Consider the following 25,900-nt stretch of genomic DNA (forward strand, 5'->3'; position numbering starts at 1 on the left):
GACAGAGGTGGCGGGGCCAACTCCGAAGACATGACCAATAAAGGGGGCAACATTTCATGAAAAACGCATTACGACGCATTCTTTCCGAATCGGCACGACTCGATGTGCCGCCCGATACGCTGGCCGACGACGCCGATCTCTATGCGGCGGGACTCTCGTCGCTGGCGACGGTGCATCTGATGCTCGCGATCGAAGATGAGTTCGGTATCGAGATCCCGGACCGGATGCTGACCCGGCGACTCTTTTCGAGTATCGATTCGCTCGCGGCCGCGGTCGGCGAATTGCAGCAGGCAAAGGCGGCAGCATGAACGCGCCGCTGCTGCACGGCGCCGCCGCCTCGGCGCCTGACCCAACGGCGTTGCAGGTGGCAACGCCAGTCGCCCTCGCTGCCGTCGAATCCGAACCGGCCTGGCGCGCGGCTGCGCAACGCGTGGCCACAGTGGCCGCACAACACGCCGATGCGGTCGATCGTGAAGCACGCTTTCCGGTCGAAGCATTCGACGCGCTGCGTCGCGAGCGTTTGTTGTCCGCGTTCGTGCCGGTTGAAGCAGGCGGTGCCGGACTATCGCTTGCCGATATCGCCGCGATCTGCGAAACGCTGGCCCAGGCCTGCGCGTCGACGGCCATGGTGTATGCGATGCACCAGATCCAGGTCGCGTGTATCGAGGCCCATGGCAGCGATTCAGTGTGGCAACGCGCGCTGCTTGCGCAGCTGGTCGAGCATCAGTGGCTGCTCGCATCGGCGACTTCCGAGGAAACCATCGGCGGCAATATGCGCACCAGTGCGTGTGCGGTCGAAATCGACGCGGGCCGTTTTCGCATCGAGAAGCTCGCACCGACCATCTCCTACGGCGCGCACGCGGACGGCATTCTCGTTACGGCGCGTCGCACAGCGGAATCGCCCGCTGCGGACCAGGTGCTGATCGTCGCGCTACGCGCCGACACGCAACTGGAGCGGCGCGGCGGCTGGGATTCGATGGGCATGCGCGGCACCTGCAGCGAAGGCTTTCGCCTCGTCGCGAGCGGTGCGGTCGAACAGATTCTGTCCGTACCGTTCGCCGATATCGCCGACCAGACCATGCTGCCCGTGTCGCACACGCTGTGGGCGGCGGTCTGGACCGGCATCGCCAGCGACGCCGTGAATCGCGCGAAGGCATTCTTTCGCGCGCAGGCACGCGGGAAACCTGGCGCCGTGCCGCCCTCGGGCCGGCGACTCGCCGAAGCAGTCGGATTGCTGCAGATGATGCAGGCGCGTCTGTCGGTGTCGCTCGACGCTGCGCGTGCCGCCCATCAGGCGAGACACGGCGGCAACCGCGCCGACGCACCGCTGTCTGCCCTGCTCGGCTTTGCATCCGATATGAACACGCTGAAAACCAGCATTTCGTCGACGGCGCTGCAGGTCGTGCAGGAAGTGCTGATGATCTGCGGCATGGCGGGTTACAAGAACGGGTCGGAGTACAGCGTCGGGCGCCACCTGCGCGACCTGTACTCGGCGCCGCTGATGATCAACAACGACCGCATTGCACAGAACACGGCGAGCCTGCTGCTGGCGCAGCGTCCGACCGCTTCGGGGAGAGCCTGAGATGAACACGATGACCGACATGGCCGCACTCGCGGCCGTTCCCGACGGGGACACCGCTGCCCCGACCTTTCGCGACGCACTACTCGCCCAGGGCCTGCTGATCGATACCGGCGAAAACGGCCTGTACGGACGCAGCCAGGTATTCGAAGACGTCGTCGACCGCCTGAACGTCGCGATCACGCATCTCGGCGCCGACCAGACGCCTGAGGTGCTGCGCTTTCCACCGGCGATGCGTCGCACCGATTTCGAAGACAGCGAGTACCTGAAGAGCTTCCCCAACCTCGCGGGGACGATTCATTCGTTCTGCGGCAACGACATGGGGCACCAGCGGCTGCTGCGCTGCCTCGACGATGCAATCGCGGAACGCGACGACGACCGCAGCGACGAATGGATGGCCCAGCAGAAGCCGACGCGCGTCGTGCTGACACCCGCCGCGTGCTATCCGATCTACCCGGTGATGGCGCGACGCGGACCGCTACCCGCCGACGGCCGCACGATCGATGTGCTGTCGTACTGCTTCCGCCACGAACCGTCGCTCGATCCCGCTCGCATGCAGATGTTCCGCCAGCGCGAATACGTGCGCCTCGGCACACCCGACCAGGTGATGGCGTTCCGCGAGATGTGGATCGAGCGCGGTTCGCTGCTCGTCACACTGCTCGACCTGCCGGTCGACGTCGATCTGGCCAACGATCCGTTCTTCGGCCGCGGCGGCAAGATCATCGCCGACAGCCAGCGCGCCCAGGCGCTCAAGTTCGAACTGCTGATCCCCGTTGCGAATGCGGACAGCAAGACCGCCTGCCTGTCGTTCAACTATCACATGGACCACTTCGGCGCGATCTGGAAGATCGAATGTGCGGATGGCTCGGTGGCGCACACGGGCTGCGTCGGCTTCGGCATGGAGCGCATCACGCTCGCGTTGTTCCGGCATCACGGGCTCGATGTCAACGCATGGCCCGACGATGTGCGTGCGCTGCTGTGGGGCGATACGTATGCACGTGTTGCCGAAGGGCTTGCGCAGCAGGCACGCGGACGCGGAGCCGCGCGATGAACCCGCCGCTCACGACTGTCTGGAACGGCGAAGCGGAGTCGGCGCCGATTATCGGTTCATCTGGTGCGGCTGGCGGCCATACGGCGGGTGTCGCGGGGCTCGTCATGCCGCTCGTGCCGCCAATGCCCACGCAGCCGCGCCAGCACGCACCGCACGCGCTCCACCAGGGCGATCGCGTCTGGCAGGAAACCAACTGCTACGTCGATCTGTGGATCGAACTGCTGCACGGCTTCGGGCTCGATCCGCGCGCGGCATTCGCTTTTACCGTGACGCAGGACTTCGAAGGCGATCAGTTCACGTTCTTCAAATTTCCGCTCGAAGACCTCGACCGGTTGTACGGCACCCAGGTGCAGGAACTCGCCATCTACGACTCGCTCGAAGACCGCGTGCTCGCGCAGACGCAGCGCAACCACACGGTGCTCGTCGAAGTCGATGGCTACTATCTGCCGAATACGCGTGCGACGTCGTACCGGCGCGAACATCCGAAGACGACGATCGGCGTCGATTTCATCGACCCGGACGCGCGCCGGCTCGGCTATTTCCACAATACCGGCTATCACCGCCTCGATGGCGAGGACTACGACGGCGTGTTTCGCAAGCTGCCGCAGTTCGCGCATCAGCCGGATCTGCTGTTCCCGTATGTCGAGTTCGCAAAACAGGCAAGACCGGCGCTGGAAGGTACCGCGCTCGCGGATGCATCGGCGGAGTTGCTGTGTGCGCATCTCGCGCGCCGGCCGCTGCGCAATCCGGTCACACAGTGGCGCGCCGCGTTTCCCGCGCATCTCGACAGGCTGCTGGCGCGCGGTGAAGCGTACTTTCATCCGTACTCGTTCAATCTGATGCGGCAGCTCGGGGCGAACTTCGAGTTTCTGTCGAAGTATCTGTTGTGGCTCAATGCGCAGGGCTTCAATATCCCCGCCTCGATTCCGGCGGCCGCGCAGACGATCGCCTCCGAGGCGATGGTGATGCAGTTCCGTCTCGTACGCGCGATTGCGCGCGGCCGGCGCGATCGGTGCGACGATTGCTTCGACGTGCTCGAAGCGGCCTACGACGACACGATCACGCCGCTTGCCGCGCTGGTGCTGTGACTGCACGGGTGTCTGGGGTTGACGGGGCGGGCGTCGGTGCGATTGCCGGCGCAACTGCCACGGTAACCGCCGATGTGATTGCGGATGCGACTGCCGACGTGATTGCCGGCGCAACTGCCGCGGTAACCGCCGATGTGATTGCAGATGCCGCTGTCGGTGTGCTTGCCTGGATCACGACGAATGCGACCGCAGTCGCCAACGCGATGCCGACAGCAGCGCGTGCGGAGCGTACAGACGCTGCGTTGAACCCCTTCTGGCCGCTGCGCCTCGACGAAGGCTGGCAATGCCTGAGCACGCCAGCCGGAGCCTATGCTTCGCCGACACAATGGCCGAAGAGCGGCTGGCTCGATGCGATCGTCCCAGGTACCGTCGCAGCGGCATGGCGCGCGGCCGGCCGGCTCGATCCCGACCGCCCGCCGCCGTTCGCGTTCGACGACCACTGGTATCGCCTGCAGCTCACCGGCGACGGCCCGCGGCGTTTACGGCTGCATGGCCTCGCAACGCTCGCGGAAGTGTGGCTCGATGGCGAAAAGCGCCTCGAATCGGACTCGATGTTCATCGCGCACGATCTCGACATCGAGCTGCACGGAACCGTCACGCTCGCGCTCTGCTTCCGTTCACTCGCGCCTGCGCTCGCGGCGCGCCGCACGCGTGCACGCTGGCGACCACGTCTGGCATCGCCCGCGACGTTGCGCAACGTCCGCACGACGCTGCTCGGCCATATGCCCGGCTGGTGCCCGCCACTGCAGGCGGTCGGCCCGTGGCGGCCCGTCGAACTGCTCGGCGGTACGCCCAGCGCTTTCGATGCCGTCGATCTACGTACCGAAGTCGACGGCGACGACGGCCTCGTACATCTGACGTTGACGTTCGTGCAACCGCAGGACGACACCCACCCAGCGTCGCTCGCCTGCAGCGACGCACGCGCACCGCTCGCATGGCGCGACGCGCGAACGCTCACCGGCACCCTGCGCGTGCCGCACGCGCCGCGCTGGTGGCCGCATACGCATGGCACACCGGCTCTACACGCGGTCACACTCGAACTCGACGGCAGCGCCTGCGAACTGGGCCGGGTTGGTTTCCGCACACTGGAAGTCAATCACGGCGGCGACGGCGCCGGTTTTGCGTTGCGCATCAACGGCACGCCCGTATTCTGCCGCGGTGCGTGCTGGACGAGCGCCGACCTCGCGACACTAGCGGGCACGGAAACACAACTGACACATGCCTTCGCACTGGCGCGCGATGCGGGCATGAACATGCTGCGTATCGGTGGCACGATGGTCTACGAGTCCGACGCGTTCTACGCGCTCGCCGATACCTACGGCATCCTCGTCTGGCAGGACTTCGCGTTCGCCAATTTCGACTATCCGACCGATGCGGATTTCATCACCTCGATCACGCGCGAGGCCACACAGTTTCTTGCCCGCACACGCCGCTTCGCATCGCTTGCGGTGCTTTGCGGCGGCAGCGAGATCGAGCAGCAGGCAGCGATGTTCGGTCTGCCGCCGGCGCTGCGAACCCAGCCGTGGTTCACCGAGCAGCTGCCCGCCATCGTCGCCGGAGAGCGGCCCGATGTGCCCTATGTCGCGCATTCCCCGAGCGGCGGCATCTGGCCGTTCTCGACGCGCACCGGCATCACGCACTACTACGGCGTCGGGGCTTATCAGCGCCCGCTTGAAGACGTACGGCGCGCGAATGTGCGCTTCGCGGCGGAGTGCCTCGCGTTCGCCAACGTCCCCGACGATGCGACGCTGCACGATGCAACCGGCACGATTCACGTTCACGATCCGCGCTGGAAAGCGGCCGTGCCGCGCGATCCTGGCGCGGGCTGGGATTTCGACGACGTCCGCGATTACTACCTGCGCACGCTCTACGGTGTCGATCCGGCGCAGTTGCGCTATGCGGATCCATCACGTTATCTGGATCTGTCGCGTGCGGTCGTAGCCGAACTCATGACAGACACCTTCGCCGAATGGCGCAGCACGCATTCGTCGTGTGGCGGTGCGCTGGTCTGGCAGTTTCAGGACCTGCGAGCCGGGGCCGGCTGGGGCCTCGTGGATGCGCTGGGGCGGCCCAAAAGCGCGTGGCACGCGCTCGCTGCCGTACTAAAGCCTGTCCAGGTAGTGATCACCGACGAGGGCCTCAACGGCCTTGATCTGCACGTCATCAACGACACTGCGAAAACGTTGCACGGACAACTGGATCTGGTCTGCCTGCGCGACGGTGCGGTACAGGTCGCATCAGGCAGTTGCGCAGTAGAACTGGCACCCCACAGCCGACAACGCATCGAAGCCGCGACCTGCGTCGGACAGTTCTTCGACTTCACCTATGCGTATCGCTTCGGCCCGCGCGCGCACGATGTCACTATCGTGACGCTGCGCGACGCGAACACCGGCGAGGTCTGGTCCGAAGCGTTTCATCTGCCCGACCGGCAGGTCCACGAGCGTCACGATCTGGGCCTGACAGCACGTCCCGAACGCACTGTGTCGGGCTGGCAACTGATCGTCGAAGCACGCCGTTTCTCGCGTTTCGTGCACATTGCCGATCAGAACTATCGCGCGATGCGAGACTGGTTTCATCTCGCTCCGCATCGGCCGCTCGCCATTCCCCTCATCGCGCGCGATCCGCTGAACGCGAACGATACAACTCCGGCACCTGAAGGCGAAGTGCGCGCGATCAATGCGCACGCAACTATTTTCTATCGCTGACCCACGCCGCTGCATTCCGTTACCTCCCACTGTTCTTCGCAATATGCGTAGAGGTCCGCGCCGTGGGGCTCGCACGCGTGCGCACACATGTCGTCATGCCGCGTCGAACATCTCGCGCGCGCTTCGCAAAATGCCTTCTGTTCGACAACACACGCAGACCGTTGAACACATCTGAATCATTTCCGCGTTATCGACGCAGCATTGCCAGGCCAGTCTGCGAAGGTGCTTCAAACGTCAACTGCCATCTGGAATGCATCGTGTTAAACGGTCCTTATCCAATCCGATCAAGGACTTGCATCGAAGAAAAAAACGCTTTTCGGGTGCCGCGCGAATCCTGACCTGTTGTACAGATTTGAAACAAAAACGCACGATTTGCCGCGTATCGAAACATCGGATCTTTCGCTGCACCGCACCAGTATTGACTTCCAGCCCCTTTGGCACAGTCCTCGCTATGTGGTCTTCCGCGACATAAACGCAAAGACATACAAACAGAGCAATACGAGGCCGGTACTGCAATCCATCGCCGCTTGCCAGGCGGCATATGCAAACGGATGCGGTAACCGGGGGTTAGGAACGGAGCCGTTCAAAGGCGGCTCTTTGCGAGGACCGATCATGTTGATGCTTCAATCAGACCTGCACGGCAATCATTTGCTAGGTGCACTGCCTTCGTATGAGTGGCAGGCACTGGCCCCCCACCTGGAACTGGTTCATCTGCGTACCGAACAGCTGCTCTGCGATTCGGGACAACGCATCCACCACGTCTACTTCCCCACCACCGCCATCATCTCGATGCTGTCGACGATGGAAGACGGCGGCTCCGTCGAGATCGCCGCAGTCGGCCGAGAAGGCATGACGGGCGTGCCGGTATTGACCGGCGGCGAAACCATGCCGAACCGCGTGCAGGTGCAATGCTCGGGCTTCGCGTACCGGATGAGCGCCCAGGTGCTCAAGCAGCAGTTCGCCAGCTCCGATTTCCTGCGTCGTCTGATGCTGCTCTACATGCACGCCCTGCTCACCCAGGTCGCACAAACTGCCGCATGCAACCGCCATCACTCGCTGAACAAGCAACTGTGCCGGTGGCTGCTGATCGAGATCGACCGTGTCGCGTCGAACGAATTGACAGTCACGCAGCAACTGATCGCCGACATGCTCGGCGTGCGTCGCGAAGGCATCACCGAAGCGGCCGGCAAGCTCCACGACGAAGGCCTGATCCATCACAGCCGCGGTCACATCAAGGTGCTCGATCGCAAGGGTCTCGAAGCGCGTGCGTGCGAATGCTACGGGCTCGTGAAGCGCGAGTTCGACCGGTTGCTGCCGCGTTTGCACCAGTCGGAAACGGTGAACTGAACCGCGGTGAACTAAACAGCGCTGTGCCGCGGACACCTCCGCGGGCATCCCGACCGCTGCCACGGTAACCCAACGTAGAGACCCATCATGTTCCGCAACACTGCGCGTTGCCTCGACGCCCTGTTCGTCATCGCCGGCGCGCTGATCGCTCACTGGCTACGCTTTGCCACGCCGATTGAACTCTCCGACGAGGAGAAGCTGCTGATCGCCTTCAACTGCGTGTTCACGCTGCTGCTGTTTCCGGGCTTCGGCGTGTACGACACCTGGCGCGGCAAGCCGCTACCGTCGATGCTCGCGCGCGTCGCCAGCGCATGGCTCGTGGTGGTCGCAGCGGGACTCGTGCTGGTGTTCACGCTGCATAGGATGGATGCGCTGTCGCGGTTGTGGTTTGGTTACGCGACCTTGATTTCCGGCGCACTAATTGTCGTGACCAAGCTGATTGCGCATCTGCTGTTGAGAGTGGCGCGGCGCCGCGGCATGAACTACCGGACAGTGGCGATCGTCGGCGCCCCGGGTTTCGCCCGCACGCTGCTCGTGCACCTGAAAAACGCGCCACAAGCGGGTTTCAAACCCGTCTGCATATTCGACACGAGTGCGGAAACCGCCCATTCTCCAGCAGCGCGCATGGGCAGCCTCGCGGTGCTGACCGATATCGATGCGTTCGCGGAAAAAGTGCGCAGCGATGGCATCAACGAAGTCTGGCTCGCGTTGCCGCTCTCCGAAGAGCACACGATCTATCGCTTCACGCGCGCGTTTCGCCACGACTTCGTCAATCTTCGTTTCATGCCGGACGTGCGCAGCCTGTCGCTGTTCAATCATTCGCTCGTCGACGTACTCGGTCTGCCGACTATCAACCTCACGGCGCCACCGGTGTCGCCGGTGCAGATGTGGCCGAAGCTGATCTTCGACCGGCTGTTTGCTTTCGTCGCGCTGATGCTGCTCGCGCCGTTGTTCGCGGTGCTCGCGGTGGCGATCAAGGCGAGCTCGCGTGGGCCGGTGTTTTTCACGCAGGTGCGCAAGGGTGTCGATGGGCGGCCGTTTCGCATCTACAAGTTCCGCTCGATGAGCTTGCATCGCGAAGCGCACGGACAACTGACTCAGGCCTCGCGTCACGACGCGCGCGTGACGAAGCTCGGTGCGTTCCTGCGCCGCACAAGCCTCGACGAGTTGCCGCAGTTCGTCAACGTGCTGCTCGGTCAGATGTCGGTGGTCGGTCCGCGTCCGCACGCGCTCGAACACGACGATCTGTACAAGGACCAGGTGTACGGCTACATGCACCGCTATCGCATCAAGCCCGGCATTACCGGCTGGGCCCAGGTGAACGGCTATCGCGGCGCGACGACGAAAGTCGAGAAGATGGAAACGCGCGTGAAGTTCGACCTGTTCTATATCCACAACTGGTCGTTCGGCTTCGACATGCGGATCGTGCTCATCACGATCTTCAAGGGTTTCGTCAGCCGCAACGCCTACTGAACCACGCCAGCATTTCGGGGATCCGATCGTGAAAGTGTCCGTGATCGTGCCGACCTACCGGCGCACCGCCGACCTCGCGCGCTGCATCGAAGCACTCGATGCACAGCGCCGGCGTGCGGACGAAGTGATCGTGATCGCGCGCGACGAAGACCGCGCGACGATCGAGTGGTTGCGTGCACGCACTGCGACGCGGCCCGATGCGCGCCTCGTCGTCGCGCTCGTGCAGCGACCGGGCGTGGTGGCCGCCTACAACCACGGCATCGATGCCGCGACCGGCGACCTCGTCTGCTTCACCGACGACGATGCCGCGCCGCACGCCGACTGGATCGAGCGCATCGCACTCGCTTTCGAAGCGGACCACGCGCTCGGTGGTCTAGGCGGCCGCGACATCGTCCATGAGCACAACGGCATCCTGCAGGGGCAACAGCCCGTGGTCGGCCTCGTGCGCTGGTATGGACGCGCGATCGGCAACCACCACATCGGCCATGGCGCACCACGCGAAGTGCACGTACTGAAGGGCGTCAACATGGCGTTTCGCCGCGAAGCGATCGGCACGCTGCGCTTCGATCCGCGCCTGCGCGGCAGCGGCGCGCAGGTGCACTGCGAAATGGCCTTCAGTCTCGACATCCTGCGGCGCGGCTGGACCCTCGTGTACGACCCGACGCTGCTTGTCGAGCACTACCCGGCGCCGCGCGTCGATGAAGACCAGCGCTACACGTTCAATGACGCCGCGTTCTACAACGCGTCGTTCAACCTCCGTCTCATCATGTGCGAACACCTGTCGCCGCCAGGCAGATGGGCGTTCGTCGCGTACTCCGCATTGATCGGCAACCGGGCCGATCCTGGACTCGCGCGAGCCCTGTCGCTAGCCATTCGCGGCGACGGACCGGGGCTTGCACTGCGCAAATGGTGGGTCGGCTTGCAGGCAATGCGCGGAGCCTGGCAGGAGGCAATCCGCTAGAAACAGACAGCGTGGAGGCTCACGCGGGGGATTACGACATGAACATCAAAATACTTGCCGGCATGCTTGCGAGCGTATCGCTTGGCGCATGCTCGCTGGCACCAGGACCGTATCTCGACAACGACCGGCTCGACACGACGGCGATCCCGCAGCGCAGCGCGGCACGCTACGTCGTGCGGCCAATCGACGTCGGTTATTTTCGGGCGGAACGTGCGGCGTACAAGCCGGCTATCTGTCCGCTCACGTGTCTCACGCAGCAGACGCGCAGGCAGTACGAGTACCGCGTCGGTATCGGCGACCAGCTGTCGATCATCGTCTGGGACCATCCGGAGCTGACCGGCTCCGGCTTCGCCAATGCGGTCACGCTGCCGCCGCTGCCGGCGGTCGGACAGAGCGCGGGCGTGAACGGCACGGCGAGCGCGGGCGCGAGCGGCACGACCGGGCCTGGTGCGACGACGCCAGGAAACGGTGCTGCGGAAGGCGGATTGACCGTGCGTGTCGCGAACAACGGCACGATCTTCTTTCCGCGTGTGGGGCGACTGCGCGTGACCGGCAGGACCGCGCAGCAGGTTCAGGAGATGCTGGCGCGTTCGCTTGCCCGCACGATCCGCGCGCCGCAGATCGACGTGCGCGTGTCGGGCTACAACAGCCAGACCGTGCAGGTCACCGGCAACCTGCGCAACCCGACGCTCGAATCGATCAGCGATGCGCCGCTCACCGTGCTCGATTCGATCAATCGCGCGGGCGGTGCACTGCCGGACGCCGATTTGCAGAACGTCGGCGTTACGCGCGACGGCAGGCGCTATACGGTGGACGTCGCCGCCCTGCTCGAGACAGGCGACACGCAACAGAACGTGCTGCTACAGGACGGCGACATCATCGATGTGCCGGACCGCTCGAACAGCCGCATCTTCGTGCTCGGCGAAGTGATGAAACCCACCTCGTTACCGATGAATCGCGGCCGTCTCACGCTCGCCGACGCGATGACCGGCGCGGGCAGCCTCGATCCGAAAACGGGCGATCCACGCTACGTCTACGTAATTCGCGGCGCCGACAAGACGCTCAACCCCGACGTCTATCGCCTCGACATGACCCAGGTCGACGCGCTGATGCTGATGACCAAATTCGAATTGCAGGCGAAGGATGTCGTGTACGTGCAGGTTGCGAGTTCCGCGCGCTTTAACCGTGCGCTCGACCAGATCTCGCCGACGCTGCAAACGCTTTTCTATACCCGAGAGCTGGGCCGCTAAGTCACCCTACCGGACGGAGTAACACAATGAGTACCTATGACATGCTCGAGCACTCCCCTGCTTCGGGCAACGACGAAGACGCCGTAACGCGCGATCTGCTGCGGCTGATTCTCGATCAGATCGGCTGGGTGATCGGCATCGCGGCGTGCGTCATCGTCGCGTCGGTGATCTATACGAAGATCGCCACGCCGATCTATTCCGCCGACGCGCTGATCCAGGTCGAATCGCAGACCGGCACCAGCACGAATTCGGCCAGCCAGGCGCTGGCTGCGCTCGTGCCGTCGGCGGGGGCGATGCACACCGACGCCGAGATCGAGATCATCAAGAGCCGTGCGGTGGTCGAGCCCGTCGTCGAGCAGTTCAAGCTGAACATCGCTGCGTGGCCGCATACGATGCCGCTGCTCGGCAAGCTCACCGCCCTCTTCGCGCAGCCGGGCCATCCGTTGCCCGCGCTGTTTGGTATGCACGCTTACGCATGGGGTGGTGAACAGCTCTCGCTCGATTCGATCAGCGTGCCCAAGCCGCTCGAAGGGGCGCAGCTCGTCCTGCGTGCACTCGGCGATGGGCGTTACATGCTGCTCGATCCGTACGGCCAGTCGCTCGTGACCGGCATTGTGGGCGTCACAGCCAGCGGCAGCGGCATCACGATGCGCGTCAGCACGCTGATCGCGCGGCCCGGCACCGAGTTCTTCATCACGCGCTATAACCCGCTCGACGCAGTGGCGCGTCTGTCGTCCGGTTTGCAGGTGGCCGAGAAAGGTCGCGACACGGGCGTCGTGCAGCTGTCGTACATGGGCACCGATCCGCACGCGATCACCGCGATTGCGAATGCAATCACCGCGTCGTATCTGCAGCAACGCACCGAACGTGCGCAGGAAGAAGCGAGCCGCATGCTGTCGTTCCTTAACAGCGAACTGCCGCGCCTGCGCGACGAAGTGCATCACGCCGAAACTGCATTGTCTGAGTACCAGGCGCGCGTCGGGTCGTTCCAGCCGACCCAGGAAGCCTCGGTGTATCTGTCGGGTGGGCTCGACTACGAGAAGCAGATCGCGGCGCTGCGCATTACGCGTGCGCAGTTGCTACAACGCTTCACCGCCGAAAGTCCCGAAGTGAAAACCGTCGATGCGCAACTCGCCGCGATGACCGGTGAAAAAGACCGCTTCGAGGATCACTTCAAGACGCTGCCCAGTTCCGAACGCGACGCGGTCGCGTTACAGCGTAACGCGAAAGTCGCCGAAGAAATCTACGTCGCGCTGCTCAACAAAACCCAGGAACTGTCGATCTCGCGGGCCGGGACGATCGGCAACGTGCACATCATCGACGAAGCGTTGCTGCCAGCCGCGCCGGTGCGGCCCAAAGCAGCGCTGATTATCTCGGCGGGGACGGTGCTCGGTGTGATCGCGGGCATTCTGTTCGCGTTCTGCCGACGCACGTTCTTTACCGGCGTCACCGATCCGGAATTCGTCGAGCGGCGCTTTCAGATGCCAATCTTCGGGTCGATTCCGTTCAGCGCGGAGCAGGCGCATAGCGACCGGCTCTCGGCAAGCGCACGTCCTGCGTTGCCGGGCGTCGCCGCGCGACGCGCCGGCGCCGGCGTCGGGCTACCGGCGCTACCCGGCAGCTTCGCGCGGTTGATACGCCCGCGCGCGACGTCCGCCGCACCGCACGCGCCGACGCGCGTGAAAACCGGCACGCAAACCGTCGTGCCGCGTGCGAAACCGCCGACCCGTTCGCTGCTCGCGACGACCCGGCCATTCGATATTTCGGTGGAAGGTCTGCGCGGCTTGCGCGCGACCTTGCAGTTCGGGTTGATCGACGCACCGAACCGCATCGTCGCGATCACGAGCCCTGCGCCGTCGGACGGCAAGAGTTTTCTGTGCGCGAACCTCGCCGTGCTGCTCGCAGAATCGGGCAAGCGTGTGCTGCTGATCGACGCCGACCTGCGACGCGGCCGGCTCGCGCAGTATCTCGGTCGCTCGCCGCACGGCGGCCTCACCGAACTGCTGACCGGTCAGGCCGATTTCGATGTGGTCGCGCGCCCGACCGGTGTGGAGGGATTGCACTTCATCGCGGCCGGCGCCTATCCGCCGAATCCATCGGAGATTCTGACCTCGGCGCGCTTCGGCGAGATCCTGCAACGTCTCGAGCAGCAGTTCGACATCGTGATGATCGATACGCCACCGTTGCTCGCGGTCGCCGACGCGACGATCATTGCGCACATCGCCGGATCGACCGTGCTCGTGATGCGCGCCGGCGCGCACAGCGAACGCAATATCGACGAATCGCTGAAGAAGTTGCGACGCGCACGGGCGCGTTTGATTGGTGGCGTGATGAATGCCGTGCCGCTGAAAAGCGGTGGGCGCTACGGCACGTACGACTATGCGTACGCTTATACGTACACGGCAAGCGATCCGCTCGGCACGAATAGGCCTGGCTAGTTTTCAGTTCAGGCACGCATCGAACGAACGCCGGTAGCACACGCTTTCAGGCGTGTACTGCCGGCGAATTCATTTTCTGTGGTTGGCTATGCTGCTGCTCTGATGGACCGCGCAGTTACAGAAACCGCGCCACGTCCGTGTGAAAACGCACAGCGAGCGCCTTCGCAACGTTCTTGCTGATCGCGCGCCGGCCCGCCAGGATGTCGCTGATCACGGTCGGTGAAGCGATGTCGGACAGGTCCTTCTGCCGCAGCTTGTGCGTCTCGAGCAGATGACGCAGCACGTCGCGCGGCGCGGCTTCCGGTAGTTCCACGACGTGTCGCGTGCCCCACACACCCACGAGATCGGTGACGACGCCAAGCAGATCCGCAAGCGGATGCTGTGCGTCGCCTTGCAGATGATCATTCAGTTCGCTTGCGAGCCGCGTCATCCTCTGGAAGTCTGTCTCGCTGCGCACGGCTTTTAACGGCACCTGGGCCTGCAATGCGGCCCAGGCTTCGATGATGGCGGAAAGCGGTCCCGCAGGTCCCGCAATGCGATCGGCATTCATATGCGTCGATTCGTCCTCGTCCACGCGCCGCCTGCAGTCCACTTGAGTCTCCCCACGAACGAATGACGGCTGTCTGTTGGTCTAGATTACTTGATTAATGAACCTGCTTTCGGTGCCCGCGCTCACCGGCCCCACATGCTCCCCGGTGCGGAATCGCGTGGCCACGCGAGGTCCGCGGGCCGCGATGCACTGTTGCGCTCTCGGGCACCCGCGGCCGCGATGGTGCGCGTCACTTCGACCATGAACGCGCGCCGGAATGTCGCGGCCGAAAACCGCTCGGCATTCGCACGGCACGCAGCCGGTGAAATCGCCGCACGGTGACGCTCGAAACGATCGACGGCATCGAGTACTGCGGAGACGCTCTGCTGCGCGAAATGCACACCGGTCGGTTGCGCTTCGCCGAGCGGCACAACGGTCTCAAGCGCCCCGCCCTTGCCGTAAGCGATGACCGGTGTGCCGCAGGCTTGCGCCTCGACGACTGCGATGCCGAAGTCCTCTTCGGCGGCAAACACGAATGCCTGCGCACGCTGCATATGGTCCTTCAGCACCGCAAATGGCTGATAACCGAGTATCTGCACATTCGGGCCGGCCTTCGCGCGCAGCTCGGCCATCTGCGGGCCATCACCGATCACGACCAGCTTGCGCTGCGGCATCGCGGTGAATGCCTCGACGATGAGATCCATGCGCTTGTACGGCACCATCCGCGAGGCGGTCAGATAGAAATCGTCTTTCTGCTCGCACAATTCGAAGTTGTGCACGTCGACGGGCGGCGCGATCACCACGGCGTTGCGGCGATATGTCTTGAGCATCCGCCGCGCGACGAAATGCGAATTCGCGATCAGGCAATCGACACCGTTCGCCGAACGCGCATCCCAGCCGCGCAGATAATGCAGCAGCGCGCGGGTCGCCCACGAACGCGGTCCGCGTATCAGGTGCGCTTCGCGCAAATATTGATGCTGCAGGTCCCACGCGTAGCGCATCGGCGAGTGCACGTAACTCACGTGCGTTTGATCGGGGCCGACCAGCACGCCCTTCGCCACCGCATACGAACTCGTGATGATCAGGTCGTAGCTCGACAGATCGAACTGCTCGATGGCAAGCGGCATCAGCGGTAAGTAGCCGCGATAGCGGCGCCGTGCAAACGGTAGACGCTGGATAAACGACGTCGTGACCGGTTTGCCGCGCACCGGTGTCCGGTCCTCGAGAAAATCGACCAGGCTGAACAGATCGGCGTCGGGAAAGCACTGGATGATCTGCTCCAGCACTTTCTCCGCACCGCCGGGCGCCACGAGCCAGTCATGCACGATCGCCACTCTCATCATCTCGGTACCTGTAGGACGGCGCACGGACAAACCCCTCGCCACGCAACCGAGTGTACGGGGCACGTCTGTGGCCGTGCGTGCGCGCGGCCACACTGCGCATGAGACAACGCGCGAATAATGAGGACTCACTGGTCGCCTGGGTGGGCCGATTTGTCGAACGATCCGGCACTCGTCTGTCTCTCTCGCTTTTCTCATTGGCTAAATTTATCTAACGATGAACAGTCCTCGCATCGCTTCGCCGTTTCCACTCGCCCGTGCCGCCGATCGCGACGCATCCGTTCGCGACGACACCGACGCACCGTCGGTGTTATTTGTGGATCAAAGCGGTCAACTCGGTGGTGCAGAGTTTTCGATGTTGCCGCTCGCGGAAGTGTGTGCAGCGCGCGGCAAGGTGGTGCTGCTGTCGGATGGCCCGTTTCTCACGCGGCTCGAAACACTCGGCGTAACTGTTGAAGTCATCGGCAATGCGCGTGTGTCGGGTATTAGCAGGCAGTCGCTGCGGCTCGGGTGGTTGCGTGCATTGCCCGGCATCGTGCGTCAGGTACATGCGGTCGCAGCCGAGGCGAAACGCTTCGACGTGCTGTTTCTGAATACGCAGAAGGCGCTCGTGATCGGCGCGCTCGGCAAGCCGCTGCATCGGCGGCCCGTGATCTGGCATCTGCACGACATCATGTCGCCCGAGCATTTCGGGTTCGTGCAACGGCTAGTGGTGAAGTGGCTCGTGCGGTTGGCGGTCGATCGTGTGGTCGCGAATTCGCATGCGTCCGCGCAATCGCTTGCTTTGCTCACCGGACGCGTCGCCGATCTGCCGCCGGTCGTGCACAACGGCATCGACACCGATGCGTTCAATGTAGCGGGTCGATTGAATGCCGACGATCTCGTCGCGTTGCGCCAGCGCCTCGGGCTACCCGAACACGCGTGGCTCGCGGGACTCTTTAGCCGGCTTGCGCCGTGGAAAGGCCAGCATGTCGCGATCGCTGCGCTCGCCCGTGTGCCGGATGCGCACCTCGTGTTAGTTGGCGCGGCGCTGTTCGGCGAGAATGACTATGTCCGGCATCTACATGAACTAGCAGCACAGTTCGGCGTAAGCGAGCGCGTGCACTTTATGGGCTTTCGCGACGACATGGCGGCATGGATGAAAGCGATGGACGTTGTGCTGCATACGTCGACGGATGCGGAGCCGTTCGGTCGCGTGATCGTCGAAGGGATGGCGGCTGGGCGACCGGTCATCGCCACCGCGGCGGGCGGCGTCATCGAGATCGTGCGACACCTGCGCAACGGCTGGCTCGTCGAACCCGGCAATGTCGAGGCGCTTGCCGGAGCGATGCGGACGTTGCGTGCGTCACCGCATCTTGCACAACGTCTCGCCGACAAGGCGCAGGTCGATGCGCAGCGCGATTTTTCGCTTGGCACCTACGTGCGGAAAATGATCGCCGCGATCGCGGATACCGTGCACTGACGATACGACGGAGTTGTGCATCCGCACGCGCTACGCGTGCGGCGCAATAAGCGCACACCGCGCATAGGCGGCCCATCCGGCTCTGCACCCCGCCCACGCTACACCTGTCAATCCAGCGCCTATAATCGCCTCATCGATCAACCGGCGATGAGAACGACAATGAAACAGCACGCGTTGAGGGGAATGATATTGGCGTTCGGGCTAGTCATGCTGGCCGCCTGCGCAAACGATGGACCGAGCGTGCCCGACAGCGCGACCATCGCGCGGTTATGCCGCGAGGGCCTAAGCCAGACAGGTCAACCCGCACCCGACTCGCTCGACCAGCTCAGTCGCCCGCAGTGGTCGCGTTATACCGGCTGCCTGATCGGCCGCAATCTGCAAGTTGCCGCGAAGGATCGTGACGGGTATCCGGAGTCGATCGTATCGGTACGCTTTGCGCCGGATGGAAGCGTCGTGTCGGCGCAGTTGCTGCACAGTACCGGCGACGCTGCATGGGACACGCTGGCCGCGCAGGCGATCGCTGCCGCGTCTCCTTTGCCGCATGCGCCGACCGGCGCACCGGTATCGCGTATCGACCTGCGTTTCGGATCGCGTCCGCGGGAGGGATTGTCCGCAGTGAGCCGCTGGTCCGAGCATCACTGCACGACGGTCGGCAGTGCGACGTCCTGCAACTAGCGTCCGTTGCAGGCACCCGCGAATACGCTTAACGCTGGCCGTATTCGATCGTCTCGACGCCGTGTTCGGCACCGATCAGACACAGATTGGCGCCGCGCGCCGCGAATAGACCCACCGTCACGACACCGGGCCATGCGTTGATCTGCGCTTCGAGCGCGCGCGGATCGTGGATCTGCAAACCCTTCACATCGATGATCTCGTTGCCGTTGTCGGTGATGAACGGCGTGCCGTCCTGCTTGACGCGCACCACCGGCACGCCACCGAGCGCCGTGACGCGCCGACCGATGGCGGTACGTGCCATCGGCACGACTTCGACCGGCAGCGGAAACTGGCCGAGCACGGCCACGCGCTTGGACGCGTCCGCAATGCAGACGAACACATCGGCCACCGACGCGACGATTTTCTCGCGTGTCAACGCACCGCCACCGCCTTTGATCATCGCGCCGCTCGCATCGATTTCGTCGGCACCGTCGACGTAGACCGGCAGCGAATCGATCTCGTTCAGATCGAACACCTTGAAACCATGCGACTGCAGACGCGCCGTCGTCGCGACCGAACTGGACACCGCGCCGCGATAACGCGGGCGGCTAGCGGCGAGCGCATCGATAAAGCAGTTCGCGGTCGACCCGGTACCGACACCGATGATGGCGCCTTCGGGCACGTTGGCGTTGACGTAGTCGGCGGCGGCGCGGCCGACCAGTTGCTTGAGTTCGTCTTGAGTCATGGAGAGAGCGGGAGGCGGAAAAGCATCGAGTTTACCGGAGTCGCGGCTCGTCGCCGGATTTCGAGCGTGCCACCGCTGGCCATTTAACGACCTGGCGAAAATTTAAAACTAAATTAGACCTGCTCCTCTTCACGGGAATCGCTCGCCACGGCTAACATGCTTCCGCCGAGATTACGCGGCAATTACATTCCTATAACGAGGGAAGCATGAAAACAGCAGTAACCACACTGGGGATAGCCGTTGCGCTCACGGCATGCGGCGGCGGTGGCGGTGGCGATAACAGCAGCCCTGCTCCTGCAACCAGCGCCGAAGGGATGTATCACGGGACCACCTCGAACAACCGGCAAATCGATGCGTTCGTACTCGATGACGGCTCGTACTACGTCATGTACTCGGTGTCCGGCCACAACGAAATGCCTGGCGGCGTCGTGGTGGGCAGCGGCACGTCGAAGAGCGGATCGTTCTCGTCGGACAATGCGCGCGACTTCAACCTGGAAGGGCTGGGTATCGTGCCCGGTAACGTCAGCGCGTCGTACACACAGAAGAAGTCGCTGAACGGCACGATCGCGTACACGAACGGCACAGGAAGCGCGACCTTCACCGGGAATTACGATGCCGACTATGAGAAAGCGCCGACGCTCACGTCGATCGCTGGATCGTACTCGGGGTTCTTTGTGGCGAGCTTCGGGCAAGGAGGCAGTCTTGCGCCGGTGAGTTTGACGCTGGCAGGAGGCGGCGCGGCGAATTTCTCCGGCGTGCTGTGCTCGTCTACCGGGACGGTGGCGACCCGGGCACGCGGCAACGTGTACAACGTCACGGCGACGTTCGCCGGTGCTGACTGTGCACTCGCCGGGCAGTCGTTGAGCGGTATGGCGTACTTCAACAGCACCGATCGGTCGCTCAGAGGGATGCTGACGACGAGCGACCGCAAGACCGGTTATCTGTTCGATGTGACTAAAAAGTAGGACGCGAGGTAATAAGAGTGCGGTGCAGCCTGCCTGGATTTTTCGGGCAGGCCCATCGCACTGTTGCCGCTCTGGCGCGAACGTAGGTGGCCGATCCGTCAGACCTTGGGCTTCACCGCCCGCTGCCTGACCGCCTCAAACAGACACACCCCACTCGCCACCGACACATTCAGACTCTCCACGCTTCCCGCCATCGGAATCTGCATGACTTCGTCGCAGGTTTCGCCTGTCAGACGCCGCATCCCCTCGCCTTCGGCGCCGACCACGAGCGCGACCGGTCCATCGAGTTTGGTCTGGTAGAGGCTCTTGGTTGCCTCGCCGGCCGTACCGATCACCCACACGCCCGCGTCCTTCAGTTCACGCAAGGCACGCGCGAGATTGGTCACCGTGATGTATGGCACCGTGTCCGCAGCGCCGCTCGCGACTTTCGCAGCGGTCGCATTGAGTCCGACGGCGCGATCGCGCGGCGCGATCACCGCATGTGCACCGGCCGCATCCGCGACGCGCAGACACGCGCCGAGATTGTGCGGATCGGTCACGCCGTCGAGCACCAGCAGCAACGCCGTCCCATTGATACTGTCGAGCAGTTCCGCGAGATTCTGCGCGAGCGGCAGATCGCCGGCGCGCGCGACGATGCCTTGATGGCGCTCGGTATGCGAGAGCCCCCACAGACGCGTTTCATCGGCGGCGATCAGACGGACGCCCGCCTCCTTCGCCACATTCAGAAACTCCTGCATGCGGCGATCGCGCCGCGTCGCGTCGTAATAGACCTCTTCGACCGTCGACGCGTCGTGCCGCAGACGCGCGGTCACTGCATGGAAACCGTATAGAACCTTGAGACGTGACATGACTGAACAACCTTTGATTAAGCGATCGACGATGCGCTTCTAGTTCTGGTAAAAAACCTGCTGAAAAATGCACAACGCGCGCAGCGCGGTACGAATACCGGCTGCGCGCGGTGAAACTGAAAACAACCTCAGCGCTTCTTGCGCGTCTGCGGCTTCGGCGCCGACTTCGGTGCGGACTTCTGCGCAACGCCGCGCTTCTTCGCGGCCCCGCGTGCGGCACGTGCTTCTTTCACCTCGGCCGTTTGTGCGGGTGCGGGCTTCTTGCGACGCGCCCCTTCAACCGGCGGCAACGAACGCACACGCGCCCCACCACCCGATTCGAGCACCGCTTTCTCCGCATGTCCCACGCGGCTTGCCTGCGGCTTGACCGGCGTGTCGCGGACGAGCCGGAAATCGATCTTGCGTGCGTCGAGATCGACGCGGCTCACCTGCACGCGCACGCGATCGGACAACCGGTAACGAATGCCCGTGCGCTCGCCGCGCAGTTCGTTCTTGATCTCGTCGTACTGGAAGTAATCGGAGCCGAGTTCGGTGACATGCACGAGCCCTTCGATAAAGAGCGCATCGAGCTGCACGAAAATGCCGAACGAGGTCACGCCGCTCACCATCCCGCCGTATTCCTCGCCGAGCTTGTCGCGCATGAAGTAGCACTTGAGCCAGGCTTCGACATCGCGTGAGGCTTCGTCGGCGCGCCGCTCGTTGGCCGAACAATGCAGACCGAGTTCTTCCCAGATCGCCGTGTTCTCGCGACGGCGGCTGCCGCGCTTCTCGTCGTCAGCCTGCTGCATCGCGCGGGCACGCGGCGACAGCGCCGTGTTCAGCACGACGCCTTCCGGTGCTTCCGGGTTGTACTTCTTGCCTTGCAGGATCGCGTAGATCGCGCGGTGCGTCAGCAGATCGGGGTAGCGGCGAATCGGGCTCGTGAAGTGCGCGTACGCCTCGTAAGCCAGCCCGAAGTGGCCGATGTTGTCGGGGCTGTAGACGGCCTGCTGCATCGAGCGCAGCAGCATCGTCTGCAGCATCTGCGCGTCAGGGCGGTCGCGGATATGTGCCATCAGCGCCGCGTAATCGCTTGCATGCGGCGACTCGCCGCCGCCGAGCGCCAGCCCCATGCCGCGCAGGAACGTGCGCAGGTTTTCGAGCCGTTCAGCGGTCGGTCCTGCGTGGATGCGATACAGACCGGGGTGCTTGTTGCGCTTCATGAAGTCGGCCGCGCAGACGTTCGCGGCCAGCATGCATTCTTCGATCAGCTTGTGCGCGTCGTTGCGCGTGCGCGGCACGATCTGCTCGATCTTGCCCTGCGCATTGCAGACGATGTAGGTCTCGGTCGTATCGAAGTCGATGGCGCCGCGCTTCTGGCGCGCGGCGAACAGCGACTTGTAGACACCGTGCAGGTTCTGCAGCTGCGGCAGCAGCGCGGCGCGCTTTGTCGCCTCGGGACCCTTCGTGTTCTTCAGGACGGCGGCCACCTCGGTATAGGTGAGCCGCGCGGCCGAATGCATCACGCCCGGATAGAACTGGTAACCCTTGATCTCGCCACGCTCGGTGATGATCATGTCGCAGACCAGCACGCAACGATCGACGTGCGGATTCAGCGAGCAGAGCCCATTCGACAGCTTCTCGGGCAGCATCGGAATCACGCGGCGCGGGAAATACACGGACGTGCTGCGCTCGATGGCATCGGCATCGAGGCCGCCCAAGGGCCGCACGTAGTGCGACACGTCGGCGATGGCAACGATCAGGCGGAAGCCCTCGCCGCGTCCGACCGTGACAGGCTCGCAGTACACGGCGTCGTCGAAATCGCGTGCGTCTTCGCCGTCGATCGTGACGAGCGGCACGTCACGCAGATCGACGCGATGGCGCAGGTCTGAGGGGCGGACTTCGTCGGGGAGCTTGGCGGCTTCGTCGAGTGCGGCGCGATCGAATTCGTGCGGCACACCATACTTGCGCACCGCGATCTCGATCTCCATGCCGGGGTCGTCGATATCGCCGAGCACCTCGACCACGCGGCCGAGCGGCTGCGAATGACGGCTTGGGAAATCGGTCAGCTCGACCACCACCACCTGCCCGACCTTCGCCTTCTTCGTGTTCTGCGTGACGAGGATGTCGTGGCCGATGCGCTTGTCTTCCGGCGCGACGATCAAGGCGCCGTTCTCGCTCAGCAGACGGCCGATCACGCGACGGTTCGCGCGGTCGGTGACCTCGACGATATGGCCTTCGGGCCGCCCGCGCCGGTCGTAGCCGACGATGCGTGCGAGCACGCGATCGTTATGCATGACCTTCTGCATTTCGCCGGTGGGCAGGAACAGATCGTCCTGGCCGTCGTCGCGCACGAGGAAACCGTAACCGTCACGATGCCCCTGCACGCGGCCGGCGACGAAGTTGGACGGATGGGTTAGCTGGTAATGACCGCGCTGGTCGAGCCGGATCTGGCCGTCGCGCTCCATGGCGCCGAGGCGCTTGAAAAATCCTTCGCGCTCCTGGCGCTTGATCGACAGCGCTTCGGCGATGTCGTTCGCGGCAAGCGGTGTTTCGCTCGTGCGCAGCACGCCGAGGATTTCTTCGCGGCTCGGAATCGGGTACGGATATTTGCTCAAGGGCTTGTCGATGATCTTGTTCTCGTTGCGTGAACGTCGTGGCGAGATGACGCGGCTCGTTACAGCGCTCAACCGAACCGGCTCGCCCGGAGGTGGGCCCAAGGCGCCCGCGCGCCGACCCAAAGACTTCTGCGAGGCATTCTAACACCCGTATTCCGCGCCACGCGGCGGTAGTCGTTGTGGCAACCGGCGGAGCCGGACGACACCTTGAGTCGTGTTCGAAACGCTTGACAGCGTTCGCCCGACGGTTATAATTGCGTTCTTTGCTGCTGGTCACAAGCAACACGACTGACTGAGTAACACGGCAAAGACAGACACCTGCCCAGGTGGCGAAATTGGTAGACGCACTAGGTTCAGGTCCTAGCGGTGGCAACACTGTGGAGGTTCGAGTCCTCTCTTGGGCACCAGACATCGGAAAGCCGCCTTCGGGCGGCTTTTCTGTTTGCGGTTTTGTTTTTGAATTCGGGTTTTGACTTCGTCGCGTGCGGCAGATGTGTTGAGTTGCGTTGGACGCTTTCAACTTCCAATTGACACAATGCATCATCCCGCTAAAATTACGGCTTGGCCTGAAGGATGCCCAGGTGGCGGAATTGGTAGACGCACTAGGTTCAGGTCCTAGCGGTGGCAACACCGTGGAGGTTCGAGTCCTCTCCTGGGCACCAGCGAAATAGATTCAGATCAGTTGCCGAACTTGTGTTGATGAAAACGCTCGCAAAGGCGAGCGTTTTGTTTTTGGGTCGCGCGGAAGGCGTCTGCGTCAAACTTTCGCCACGCTACCCAGCCGCGACCGCCTCACGCACAACCTCCGGCCGCCACCCCAGCTCCGGCGCGATCCGCGTAACGAAGTCTTCAAGAATCTGCCGATAATTCTCAAACGGCAGGTCGTACGGCAGCTCAAGTCGCAGTTCGCGCACCTGCCCCACCACCGGATCGTCGAGCAGGCGACCAACGATTTCATCGGCGGTACCGACCAGATCGGGCGCAAACAATGTGCGCCGCTCGCCATGCGGTGTCAGCGTGCGCGCATGGCGCCTTTCAGCCAACTCGCGATAGCGCTGCCGTGTTGATGCATCGGCGCCGTCGATCGGCACGATCACGCGACCCAACGCGATCCGCGGCGCTCGCGCTTCGCTCCACAGCGAGCGAAACAGATCGAGTTGCCGTAACTGCGCGGCGCGGTAATCGTCAGTTCCTTCACCGGACGTGATATTGCCGAGCAGCAGATTGAACCCGTTACGACCGGCCCATTCGATCGAGCGTTGCGAGCCGCCGCCATACCAGAGCCGTTCGGTGAGCCCTGCCGCGTAGGGCGTCACGCGCGGCCGCACGCGACCTGCCGCCGATTCGATGAACGCGTCTTCATCACCGAGCCATTCCCCCGCAAGATTGCGCCGCAGACGCTCGATGCGCGCGTGCGAGAAATCGATCAGCTCCGGATTCGCATCGAACAGCCGGTCGCCGAGCAGGATGCCATGTGCGGGCGTACCGGCGCTCAGTCCGACATTCAGGCGCCCGCGAGACAGTACATCGACAGTGGCGAGATCTTCGGCAAGCCGGAACGGATTCTCATAGCCCATCTGGATCACCGCGGCACCGAGTCCGATTCGCGTCGTGCGCTGGCTCGCCGCAGCGAGCAGCGTCGCCGACGAGGACACCGCACGCTCCAGATGCCGCTGACGCACCCACGCGCTGTCGTAACCGAGTGCCTCGCCCACCCCGAACAGTTCAAGCGTTTGCTCGAAGCCGGCGAGCGGCGCGTCGTCCGGGTAATTGCCCGGCATCAGGAAAGCAAGGTGATCGATGCGGATGGCACACATACTTTGCCTCTGAGGTTGTGCTGGCGATGCATCGGCAACCGGCAGCGTGGTACTGGCCGGAGGTACCTTCGATCACGCATCCGGAAAGCCCGGAGGATTGGTTTCCGAGCGATCGATGGCTTCCGTCTGCAGACCCCAGCGCGCCAGTGCGGCGCGATACTGCCCACCATGAATCAACCCGTTGGTCGCAACGGTCAACGTCGGCGCAAGACCACTACCCTTACGCGTCGCGATTGCGACATCGGCCTTGAACGGCCAGCCCGCGTTGACGGTACCCACCTGGCGAATCTGTCCTTGTGTCGCGGCTTCATAGGCAAGCGGTGCATCCGGATTAAAGATCGCATCCACGCGCTTCGACAGCAGCGCGAGGCGCCCCGACGCATCGTCGTCGTAGTACTGCAGCGTCGCTTCCTTCAACCCTAGCGCCGCGTTGCGCCGGTTCCATTCGAGCAGGATGCGCTCCTGGATCGTCCCGGAGCCCGTGACGATGCGCAGCCCCGCAATATCCCGAGGTTCGCGGATCGACCTGATCGCACTGTCAGTCCGCACAAAGAAGCCATGCAGTCCGAGCCGGTAGGTCGTGAAATCGAACTTCTGCTTGCGCTTCTCGGTGACGCCGACGTTCGAAATCACCGCGTCGAATTTGCCCGATGCGAGACCGAGCGGCCAGTCTGCCCATGCAACGGGCACCAGTTGCAAATGCAGACCGAGTGCATCGGCGACCAGTTGCGCATAGTCAGGATCGGAGCCGACGATGCTCCGGGCATCGGTTGCATACGTAGCGATAGGCGCGGCGAACGGCGCGATCGCCACCGTCAACACGCCGGGTGTAACGAAGCGATAGTCTGCAAGCCCCTGCAATGCCGCGGAATCTTTCGGCGCACGGACACGCCCTTTCTGCTCGGCGCTGAAGTCGAAAGACTGCGTTGCGGCTTGTGCATTCCCGACTGGCCACGCAAGCGGTATTGCAGCCAGCGCGGTCATATTGAGCAGGAACGTACGCCGTTGAATTACAGGCCGCCCCAGGTCATAGCGTTGTCCACGTCGCATA

20 protein-coding genes and 2 tRNA genes are annotated in these 25,900 nt (G+C 63.6%); 15 read left to right on the forward strand and 7 right to left on the reverse strand.

All coding sequences use genetic code 11. The annotated features are described in order from the left end of the window. Positions 1 to 56: 56 nt before the first annotated feature. The 10 genes from BWP39_RS08525 to BWP39_RS08570 all read left to right on the forward strand — a co-directional run bounded on the left by BWP39_RS08525 (position 57) and on the right by BWP39_RS08570 (position 13,892). Positions 57 to 308 (forward strand): acyl carrier protein, encoded by a 252-nt coding sequence (locus BWP39_RS08525; RefSeq protein WP_091016250.1) that lies wholly within the window; start codon positions 57 to 59, stop codon positions 306 to 308. Further along, positions 305 to 1,582, forward strand: coding sequence for an acyl-CoA dehydrogenase family protein (locus BWP39_RS08530; protein ID WP_096718898.1), 1,278 nt, complete (start codon positions 305 to 307; stop codon positions 1,580 to 1,582). Before BWP39_RS08525 ends, BWP39_RS08530 begins: the two co-directional genes overlap by 4 nt. 1 nt (position 1,583) lies before the next feature. Next, complete coding sequence (locus BWP39_RS08535; RefSeq protein WP_096718900.1) at positions 1,584 to 2,630, forward strand: amino acid--[acyl-carrier-protein] ligase; 1,047 nt, start codon at positions 1,584 to 1,586, stop codon at positions 2,628 to 2,630. Then, on the forward strand, positions 2,627 to 3,718 hold the full coding sequence (locus BWP39_RS08540; RefSeq protein ID WP_096718902.1) for a DUF1839 family protein: 1,092 nt from the start codon (positions 2,627 to 2,629) through the stop codon (positions 3,716 to 3,718). Before BWP39_RS08535 ends, BWP39_RS08540 begins: the two co-directional genes overlap by 4 nt. 203 nt (positions 3,719 to 3,921) lie before the next feature. Then, the gene (locus BWP39_RS08545) at positions 3,922 to 6,423 is read left to right on the forward strand and encodes a glycosyl hydrolase 2 galactose-binding domain-containing protein (RefSeq protein ID WP_235851406.1); all 2,502 of its coding nucleotides are present in this window, start codon (positions 3,922 to 3,924) and stop codon (positions 6,421 to 6,423) included. A 612-nt stretch (positions 6,424 to 7,035) separates the two neighbouring features. Then, positions 7,036 to 7,770, forward strand: coding sequence for a Crp/Fnr family transcriptional regulator (locus BWP39_RS08550; RefSeq protein WP_091016245.1), 735 nt, complete (start codon positions 7,036 to 7,038; stop codon positions 7,768 to 7,770). A gap of 87 nt (positions 7,771 to 7,857) precedes the next feature. Further along, a complete protein-coding gene (locus tag BWP39_RS08555) occupies positions 7,858 to 9,243 on the forward strand; it encodes an undecaprenyl-phosphate glucose phosphotransferase (RefSeq protein ID WP_096718904.1) in 1,386 nt (461 codons plus the stop codon). Between the two features lie 28 nt (positions 9,244 to 9,271). After that, positions 9,272 to 10,204: a glycosyltransferase family 2 protein gene (locus BWP39_RS08560; RefSeq protein WP_096718906.1), complete on the forward strand. Its 933-nt coding sequence runs from the start codon at positions 9,272 to 9,274 to the stop codon at positions 10,202 to 10,204. 38 nt (positions 10,205 to 10,242) lie between these two features. Further along, the gene (locus BWP39_RS08565) at positions 10,243 to 11,454 is read left to right on the forward strand and encodes a polysaccharide biosynthesis/export family protein (protein ID WP_096718908.1); all 1,212 of its coding nucleotides are present in this window, start codon (positions 10,243 to 10,245) and stop codon (positions 11,452 to 11,454) included. A gap of 26 nt (positions 11,455 to 11,480) precedes the next feature. Then, positions 11,481 to 13,892, forward strand: coding sequence for a polysaccharide biosynthesis tyrosine autokinase (locus BWP39_RS08570; protein WP_096718910.1), 2,412 nt, complete (start codon positions 11,481 to 11,483; stop codon positions 13,890 to 13,892). Positions 13,893 to 14,007: 115 nt separating this feature from the next. On the opposite strand, the gene BWP39_RS08575 is transcribed toward BWP39_RS08570, so the two are convergent. Continuing rightward, positions 14,008 to 14,442, reverse strand: a complete 435-nt coding sequence (locus BWP39_RS08575; protein WP_096719687.1) for a helix-turn-helix domain-containing protein — start codon at positions 14,440 to 14,442, stop codon at positions 14,008 to 14,010. A 122-nt stretch (positions 14,443 to 14,564) separates the two neighbouring features. Beyond that, complete coding sequence (locus BWP39_RS08580; RefSeq protein WP_456238522.1) at positions 14,565 to 15,806, reverse strand: glycosyltransferase family 4 protein; 1,242 nt, start codon at positions 15,804 to 15,806, stop codon at positions 14,565 to 14,567. 172 nt (positions 15,807 to 15,978) lie between these two features. Between BWP39_RS08580 and BWP39_RS08585 the strand changes: the two genes are divergently transcribed. Then, positions 15,979 to 17,223 (forward strand): glycosyltransferase family 4 protein, encoded by a 1,245-nt coding sequence (locus BWP39_RS08585; protein WP_096718912.1) that lies wholly within the window; start codon positions 15,979 to 15,981, stop codon positions 17,221 to 17,223. A 183-nt stretch (positions 17,224 to 17,406) separates the two neighbouring features. Beyond that, positions 17,407 to 17,898, forward strand: coding sequence for a TonB family protein (locus tag BWP39_RS08590; protein WP_157915131.1), 492 nt, complete (start codon positions 17,407 to 17,409; stop codon positions 17,896 to 17,898). Positions 17,899 to 17,926: 28 nt separating this feature from the next. On the opposite strand, the gene rpiA is transcribed toward BWP39_RS08590, so the two are convergent. Next, positions 17,927 to 18,622 (reverse strand): ribose-5-phosphate isomerase RpiA, encoded by a 696-nt coding sequence (gene rpiA / locus BWP39_RS08595; RefSeq protein WP_091016230.1) that lies wholly within the window; start codon positions 18,620 to 18,622, stop codon positions 17,927 to 17,929. 206 nt (positions 18,623 to 18,828) lie between these two features. Here rpiA and BWP39_RS08600 point away from each other — a divergent pair, with 206 nt between their 5' ends. Continuing rightward, a complete protein-coding gene (locus tag BWP39_RS08600) occupies positions 18,829 to 19,587 on the forward strand; it encodes a hypothetical protein (protein WP_133116841.1) in 759 nt (252 codons plus the stop codon). Between the two features lie 98 nt (positions 19,588 to 19,685). Here the strand turns inward: BWP39_RS08600 and rlmB are convergent, their stop codons facing one another. Beyond that, a complete protein-coding gene (rlmB, locus tag BWP39_RS08605) occupies positions 19,686 to 20,435 on the reverse strand; it encodes a 23S rRNA (guanosine(2251)-2'-O)-methyltransferase RlmB (protein ID WP_096718918.1) in 750 nt (249 codons plus the stop codon). Positions 20,436 to 20,563: 128 nt separating this feature from the next. Beyond that, on the reverse strand, positions 20,564 to 23,080 hold the full coding sequence (rnr, locus tag BWP39_RS08610; RefSeq protein WP_407944787.1) for a ribonuclease R: 2,517 nt from the start codon (positions 23,078 to 23,080) through the stop codon (positions 20,564 to 20,566). Between the two features lie 272 nt (positions 23,081 to 23,352). Here rnr and BWP39_RS08615 point away from each other — a divergent pair. Continuing rightward, positions 23,353 to 23,439: transfer RNA gene (locus BWP39_RS08615), tRNA-Leu, on the forward strand. Positions 23,440 to 23,607: 168 nt separating this feature from the next. After that, positions 23,608 to 23,694: transfer RNA gene (locus tag BWP39_RS08620), tRNA-Leu, on the forward strand. 111 nt (positions 23,695 to 23,805) lie between these two features. Here the strand turns inward: BWP39_RS08620 and BWP39_RS08625 are convergent. Then, on the reverse strand, positions 23,806 to 24,849 hold the full coding sequence (locus tag BWP39_RS08625) for an LLM class flavin-dependent oxidoreductase (RefSeq protein WP_096718920.1): 1,044 nt from the start codon (positions 24,847 to 24,849) through the stop codon (positions 23,806 to 23,808). A 72-nt stretch (positions 24,850 to 24,921) separates the two neighbouring features. After that, positions 24,922 to 25,899, reverse strand: a complete 978-nt coding sequence (locus BWP39_RS08630; protein ID WP_235851398.1) for a transporter substrate-binding domain-containing protein — start codon at positions 25,897 to 25,899, stop codon at positions 24,922 to 24,924. Between the last annotated feature and the right edge of the window lies 1 nt (position 25,900).

The sequence above is a fragment of the Paraburkholderia acidicola genome (genome assembly GCF_002362315.1).
In the GTDB taxonomy this organism is placed as follows: Bacteria; Pseudomonadota; Gammaproteobacteria; order Burkholderiales; family Burkholderiaceae; genus Paraburkholderia; species Paraburkholderia acidicola.

Bases quoted from the DNA above. Each gene is read 5' to 3' on its own strand.
- rpiA (WP_091016230.1), bottom strand. From the start codon at position 18,622: ATGACTCAAGACGAACTCAAGCAACTGGTCGGCCGCGCCGCCGCCGAC.
- BWP39_RS08630 (WP_235851398.1), bottom strand. From the start codon at position 25,899: ATGCGACGTGGACAACGCTATGACCTGGGGCGGCCTGTAATTCAACGG.
- BWP39_RS08555 (WP_096718904.1), top strand. From the start codon at position 7,858: ATGTTCCGCAACACTGCGCGTTGCCTCGACGCCCTGTTCGTCATCGCC.
- BWP39_RS08565 (WP_096718908.1), top strand. From the start codon at position 10,243: ATGAACATCAAAATACTTGCCGGCATGCTTGCGAGCGTATCGCTTGGC.
- BWP39_RS08600 (WP_133116841.1), top strand. From the start codon at position 18,829: ATGAAAACAGCAGTAACCACACTGGGGATAGCCGTTGCGCTCACGGCA.
- BWP39_RS08540 (WP_096718902.1), top strand. From the start codon at position 2,627: ATGAACCCGCCGCTCACGACTGTCTGGAACGGCGAAGCGGAGTCGGCG.
- BWP39_RS08585 (WP_096718912.1), top strand. From the start codon at position 15,979: ATGAACAGTCCTCGCATCGCTTCGCCGTTTCCACTCGCCCGTGCCGCC.
- BWP39_RS08625 (WP_096718920.1), bottom strand. From the start codon at position 24,849: ATGTGTGCCATCCGCATCGATCACCTTGCTTTCCTGATGCCGGGCAAT.
- BWP39_RS08530 (WP_096718898.1), top strand. From the start codon at position 305: ATGAACGCGCCGCTGCTGCACGGCGCCGCCGCCTCGGCGCCTGACCCA.
- BWP39_RS08575 (WP_096719687.1), bottom strand. From the start codon at position 14,442: ATGAATGCCGATCGCATTGCGGGACCTGCGGGACCGCTTTCCGCCATC.
- rlmB (WP_096718918.1), bottom strand. From the start codon at position 20,435: ATGTCACGTCTCAAGGTTCTATACGGTTTCCATGCAGTGACCGCGCGT.
- BWP39_RS08535 (WP_096718900.1), top strand. From the start codon at position 1,584: ATGAACACGATGACCGACATGGCCGCACTCGCGGCCGTTCCCGACGGG.
- BWP39_RS08545 (WP_235851406.1), top strand. From the start codon at position 3,922: ATGCCGACAGCAGCGCGTGCGGAGCGTACAGACGCTGCGTTGAACCCC.
- BWP39_RS08590 (WP_157915131.1), top strand. From the start codon at position 17,407: ATGATATTGGCGTTCGGGCTAGTCATGCTGGCCGCCTGCGCAAACGAT.
- BWP39_RS08525 (WP_091016250.1), top strand. From the start codon at position 57: ATGAAAAACGCATTACGACGCATTCTTTCCGAATCGGCACGACTCGAT.
- BWP39_RS08550 (WP_091016245.1), top strand. From the start codon at position 7,036: ATGTTGATGCTTCAATCAGACCTGCACGGCAATCATTTGCTAGGTGCA.
- BWP39_RS08570 (WP_096718910.1), top strand. From the start codon at position 11,481: ATGAGTACCTATGACATGCTCGAGCACTCCCCTGCTTCGGGCAACGAC.